The sequence below is a fragment of the Candidatus Electrothrix sp. genome (assembly GCF_052785085.1).
Window position 1 is genome coordinate 1 of sequence record NZ_JALAAI010000179.1, and the last position, 5,444, is coordinate 5,444.

At 44.5% G+C, this 5,444-nt stretch carries 6 protein-coding genes; 1 reads left to right on the forward strand and 5 read right to left on the reverse strand.

Annotated features, from left to right (window positions below):
• Positions 1-193: 193 nt before the first annotated feature.
• A complete protein-coding gene (locus L2082_RS18125; RefSeq protein WP_446012086.1) occupies positions 194-697 on the forward strand; it encodes a PilZ domain-containing protein in 504 nt (167 codons plus the stop codon).
• Between the two features lie 43 nt (positions 698-740).
• Here L2082_RS18125 and folK read toward each other — a convergent pair whose 3' ends face one another.
• The 5 genes from folK to L2082_RS18150 all read right to left on the reverse strand — a co-directional run bounded on the left by folK (position 741) and on the right by L2082_RS18150 (position 5,248).
• Positions 741-1,265, reverse strand: coding sequence for a 2-amino-4-hydroxy-6-hydroxymethyldihydropteridine diphosphokinase (gene folK, locus L2082_RS18130; protein ID WP_446010767.1), 525 nt, complete (start codon positions 1,263-1,265; stop codon positions 741-743).
• 68 nt (positions 1,266-1,333) lie between these two features.
• Entirely contained in the window at positions 1,334-1,999 is a 666-nt protein-coding gene (locus L2082_RS18135) for a heme NO-binding domain-containing protein (protein WP_446010768.1), read from the reverse strand.
• Positions 2,000-2,118: 119 nt separating this feature from the next.
• Positions 2,119-2,931: a 4-hydroxy-tetrahydrodipicolinate reductase gene (dapB, locus tag L2082_RS18140; RefSeq protein ID WP_446010769.1), complete on the reverse strand. Its 813-nt coding sequence runs from the start codon at positions 2,929-2,931 to the stop codon at positions 2,119-2,121.
• Between the two features lie 66 nt (positions 2,932-2,997).
• Positions 2,998-3,564, reverse strand: a complete 567-nt coding sequence (locus L2082_RS18145) for a Uma2 family endonuclease (protein ID WP_446010770.1) — start codon at positions 3,562-3,564, stop codon at positions 2,998-3,000.
• Positions 3,565-4,159: 595 nt separating this feature from the next.
• Positions 4,160-5,248, reverse strand: a complete 1,089-nt coding sequence (locus L2082_RS18150; protein WP_446010771.1) for a DUF3644 domain-containing protein — start codon at positions 5,246-5,248, stop codon at positions 4,160-4,162.
• Between the last annotated feature and the right edge of the window lie 196 nt (positions 5,249-5,444).

A 5,444-nucleotide genomic window follows, 5' to 3' on the forward strand; every position in this document is an offset into this window, starting at 1 on the left:
AATCACAGGAATCGGTTTAAAACTCATATCCGTTCCGCTAAACAATCACAGAAGCAGTTAAACAAGCTCAAGGAACAGTGGTATAAGCTTGCTGCCTGAAGCTACTGTGCGAGTTTTGCGGTATTGCGTAAAAACAATACCCAGGCGCAAAGAACTTATCACCCCTATCATAAAACCCCTGAAGCAGGATCCGGTGAAACCGGAAGACATACAGCAGTTATTGGTGAAGAATACTCAACAACTCCTGGTGAATATCGGAAGCAGGAACAAGCGTCAGTTCACTCGGCTGCATATTCACCTGAATGCTGACCTTGATTTCGGTGTACAATGTTATAATAGACGTGCTGTGGAAAATATCAGTCTGGGCGGTCTCTATGTAAGCGGAAAGTTTCGTCAGGAGGCAGGAGATCTTTGTACTGTCAGTCTGAATCATTCGGAAGTTGAGGCAGCCCTTGAGGTTCACGCCACCTGTGCGGTTATCAGGAGGAGCAAGCGGGGAATGGCTCTTGAATTTCTTTCCATGAAGGTGGATGATTTTTGTCATCTGCAAACCATCCTGCTCTACGGTGCTGATGATCCTCTTATTTTAGGGACAGAATTTGTCAATAATCTTAATATAGAACTCGAAGGTGACCTTATTATATGCAAGTCCTTTCATTTTCATCAAGAGAATAAGAATGAGAGAGAGCAAGAGTAAAAAAACACCCCCCTGATATTTCTCCTGCATCACCTCTTCTTTTTCACCACTCTGTCTGCTCAATCCCCTGTTTTCCTTCCTTGACCTCCAGTTCTTGCAAAAGTTCTGTAACGGTCTTCTTTAAAAAAGGATGGATTTTTTGCCCAGCTATTTCTGCCAAAGGAACCAACACAAAGAATCGTTCATGCAGTGCCGGATGGGGTAAGGTAAGCCGGGCATTCTCCATAATCACGTCTTCATAAAGAAGCAGGTCAAGATCCAGAGTTCTGTCCTGGTATCCCTCCTGTTTCGGCCAGCGAATCCTGCCGAACTGTTGCTCTGTTTCTAAAAGAAGGTCAAGAAGAACTTCCGGGGAACGGCTTGTATGGAGACAGCCGACAGCATTGATAAACCAATGGCTGCTCTCCATCCCTACCGGTCGTGTGCGATAGGGAGAAGAAAGGGCCTGGAGATTGATGTCAGGATGCTTACCCAAGCCTTGCCAGGCCTCCCGTAGCAGGCTGCGGGAGTTGCCGAGATTGGAACCGAGGCCGATATAGGCGGAGCGCCACGGGTGACTGCAATGCATGAAAAGCGCGGTCCGAAATAGGGGGTGAGAATTGTAAACAGGACGGGTCAGTCAACAACCTTCTTGGTTTACTTGAAAAACGAGAATATCCTTTGCAGGAAGCTCTTTTGCTCCTCCGGTTCCGGCGTCTGTGCAGTATCAGCTTCAGCCTGTTTCATTCCCTGTGTCGATGTTTCCGGGGCAGTTTCCTGGGTACTTTTTGCTAAGGACTGGCCAAGAAAAACAATTTTCACGGCGGTCTCGTTTTGTTTTGTGACCCTCAATTCCTCGTTATAATACGTTCCCACCCCTTTGATCAGACCTATAAGAAAATCAAGCATCCCTCGATGGGATTTGTAATGCATAATCAGGGTTTTTTCATCCTGCCACTCATAGTCGAACCGTGGCGGATGAGCATCCGGTATACTGGCAGTCACGGTTTCATGCAATTTGTCCATGTGCAGCAGCATCTCTTTGGCAGAATGTGCTTTTCTGAAATACATACTGTATACCCTGGGCGCATAGACATTAACCCAATAATCACCAAAGGCATCAGCAGCCTGGGGCAGGGTGAGATTCAAGACCTTGCAGGTTGCGTTAACAATCTCCAGAACTGATTCGTCCTTGACATTTGATGTCATATTGAAGATGGCGTGTCTTTCCAAACCTGCTTCTTCGAGGATGTCCTCCCAGGAATGTTGCCCAAATTGTTCTTTGACCAAACTTTCCAAACACGTAATAATGACACCTTTCATAGCAGTCTCTCCTTTCTGAAATTGTATCCAATGAATGTTATGGATGTTATGTGAAGCCGATTTGTTCCCCTGCTTTTTCCGAAGCAGAGGAATATTTACTTTTTTCAGGGCCGGGATACTCAGAACTCGGACAGCCCCAGCACATCGAACATGGTATAGAGTCCTTTGGGCTGGCTCACCACCCAGGCAGCAGCCTTGGCTGCACCACCGGCAAAGTTGTCCCGGTTATGGGCCCGGTGGGTGATTTCAATCCGCTCGCCCGGACCGGCAAAATAGGCAGTATGTTCGCCAACAATGTCTCCTGCCCGAATGGTCTGGATGCCGATTTCTTTGTCGGTTCGCTCGCCGATAATGCCGTTGCGCTCAAAAACACCGACCTCGGCCAGATCTCTTCCCAGGCCCTTGGCCGCCATTTCTCCGATCTTCAGGGCTGTTCCTGAGGGCGCGTCCTTTTTCATCCGGTGATGGGCCTCAACGATTTCCACATCGTATGCATCGCCGAGCACGGCAGCGGTTTTTTCCACCAGCTTGAACAGGACATTCACGCCCACCGCCATATTCGGGGCCTGGACGCAGGGAAAATGATCGGCAGCGGTATTCCGTAAGATGACCAGATCCTCGGCACTGAGGCCGGTGGTTCCGATAACCATAGCCCGACCATGCTTGGCCGCGATCTTGACAAATTCCATCGTGGCCTTGTGAAAGGTAAAGTCAATGATGACCTCACCCTGATCAATTACCGCCTCCAGGCCATCCGCAATGATTACTCCTGCGGTGCCAATGCCCGCCACTTCTCCGGCATCCTTGCCCACATTGGGGTTGCCAGCCTGTTCAAAGGCTCCGGCCAGGGTGAGATCCGGATGTTGTTGCACCATACAACAGATGCGCTGTCCCATGCGACCGGAGGCTCCGGCTACAATTACTTTGGTCATGGTTCTCTCTTATTTTGGTTAAAGATTCATTTTCAATAAGTTGCTTGTTTCTGTAGCAGAAGACACTCAATCCTTGCACGGTTCAAAGACGTTTTTCAGATCAATGACCACATCTTCAAAGATGCCGGTAGAGACCGTATCTTCAACAGAATAGGTATCGTCCAGGCTGAATGTTCCGTCGAGTAAGCAAAAGACATGCACAAGGGTATCCTCTGGATTGACGATCCAGTACTCTCGCACTCCTGCTTCTTCATAAAGGACGTACTTATGCTTCCAATCTGTTTTTGCTGTGGAGGGGGAAAGAATTTCCACAACAAGATCAGGTGCCCCGACGCAGCCTTTTTTTTCAATCTTGTTCGGGTCGCAAACCACGATAATATCCGGCTGAACCACGGTATCGTTTAAGAGATAAACATCAATGGGCGCATGGACAAGGTGGCATTTTTTTATTGAGCGCAAACATGCCTGGATTTCAAAGCCCAAGTTGGCGGAAACCACCTGATGCTGCCAGCTCGGCGCAGGGGTCATTGCATGGACATCGCCGTGCAGGAGTTCATAGCGCTGCCCGTCATTCCATGAGGCGTAGTCATCAACGGTATAGTGTCGGTTTGATGTCAGATTCGGGCTGTTCATAGTGTATTCCCCTGAAGGAATTGTTTATTCGATGTTTCTCTTTGTTGCTGAGAACCTCTCCTTTCTCAAAAAGGAGGAGTGCTAGCAAAGAAAGGAGAGCTCCATTTAAGAAAAGGTCTCATGCTTTCTTTGATAGGAGTGCTTCCTTCGTAAAAAGGACTGCTTCTTTTTAAAAAAGGAGCGGTGCCTTTTAAAAAAGTAGTCATCCTTTTTAAAAGAGTGGTTGTCCACTTTTAAAGAGGAGGCGCCCATTTTTAAAATGGAGCGGTGCTTTTTTAAAGAGCAGAGGCTCTCTGGAAAGCAGGAGGTCTCCTGTCTTTCATTGGAGCGCATGTTTTTTTAATAGGAGGCTGCCTTACTTTAAGTGGGTACCTCCTGTTAACGATAGGTTGTGTGCTCGGTTGATTCGGATGTTATCGTTTTTTAAAGTTGTTAAGGTGTTCTTTGTTCTGTTCGATAGTACACCAGTAAGGATACCTGCGAAGAAGGAGAGCAGGAGAGTCGTCTGTCTATTGCTAGCAGGTGATCATCGCTCCAGAGCTTCCATCTTATGATGAACAGCTGCTTTGATTTCAGACTCATTCAATATAGCAAGTTAGGGTTGGTATACTTCTACTTCCATCTTCTCTTGATTATTAAATTTTTCTTTCATAAGTTCTGTCGTTATACCGGATTGGATAATGTGAATAAGGAAATCGGCCCAATCTTCATTGTAAACATAATCCTTATGAGTCTCATCATAATAGCAATAGTCAGTGTTGGTTTCAAAGGGGTCTTCTGCGTCCCCTGAAGGGCGTACCTGAAAAACTGTATAGATATATCTGTGACTCGTGTGGGTTAACTTTTTTTCACCAAAATGTTCATTTACTTTATCTATGATTTTTCCAGGTTTTAACCGACCTACATTTGCACCTTCTATCTTGATTTTTCTATCCTTCACTAAGACCGTTATTTGTTCAAATGCCTGTTTATCTTCTTCTGCTACATCATCAAGTTTTACAAATTCTATTGCTAAGTCTGATCTTGATGTGTTTGAGATTTTAGGGACTTGAAGGAGTTTAATGCTAAATTCTTGAGAATTAAAAGTTTTATCCGGTAAGGCCGTGCGGTATTTGTTAACATAGTCAACGACTTCTTTTAAATCTTTGGAAAGTGCAGCTTTGCTTGATTTTAATTGCCCCTTTGTCCTCATATGAGAGAACTGTAGAGAGTAAACGAGAGATTCATTCAGAGAATATTTTGATCCAAACAGCGTAACTATTAAATTTTCGTAATTATATAAAAGTGCTTGGCATTCTCCAAAAATCAGAACATCTACATCCTTTTTTTCTATATGTCGATGCTCTATTTTGTTTCTAAGTCTGATAAAAAATTCTAGATTCTTTTTTACAGGCTCTGGTAAGTCAGGATATTTTTTTAGACAGGTACCTAATTCCCACGCTTTTCTTTCTCCATCAACTTTTTCATACCGGCCATTTTTCTTTTTATAGTAGTATCTATCGCCTATTTCATGATTAAAGTAGGCATGAAACAACTTTGTCCAAGCTATTATCATTAAGGCTATATAACTTTCGCTTCTAAAGCTTGTCCTTGGTTTATTATAGATTTCAACCGCAAGCAGTGCTGAGTCGAGTGATGAATTGACAAGAGTTTTTGTTTTTCCTTGTCGGAGTTCAATAGGCATTCTTTCAGTTATCCTGATTGATTTGTCATATTATGATTTTTGCAACATCACTTTACAGTTATATTTTTTCAGCAATTCAGAGCCTAAACTTTTTTCAATATGAGAATAGCGCAATGAGAAATTTTGGGCGCAACTATCCCGCCTCTTCAATTTAGACATGTTTGAAAAGTTAGGTTACCCTCTGGTTGTTTGTTTT

What these genes read in the sequence shown, in the direction of transcription:
- folK (WP_446010767.1), bottom strand. Translation starts at nt 1,265, where the DNA reads ATGCATTGCAGTCACCCGTGGCGCTCCGCCTATATCGGCCTCGGTTCC.
- L2082_RS18135 (WP_446010768.1), bottom strand. Translation starts at nt 1,999, where the DNA reads ATGAAAGGTGTCATTATTACGTGTTTGGAAAGTTTGGTCAAAGAACAA.
- dapB (WP_446010769.1), bottom strand. Translation starts at nt 2,931, where the DNA reads ATGACCAAAGTAATTGTAGCCGGAGCCTCCGGTCGCATGGGACAGCGC.
- L2082_RS18145 (WP_446010770.1), bottom strand. Translation starts at nt 3,564, where the DNA reads ATGAACAGCCCGAATCTGACATCAAACCGACACTATACCGTTGATGAC.
- L2082_RS18150 (WP_446010771.1), bottom strand. Translation starts at nt 5,248, where the DNA reads ATGCCTATTGAACTCCGACAAGGAAAAACAAAAACTCTTGTCAATTCA.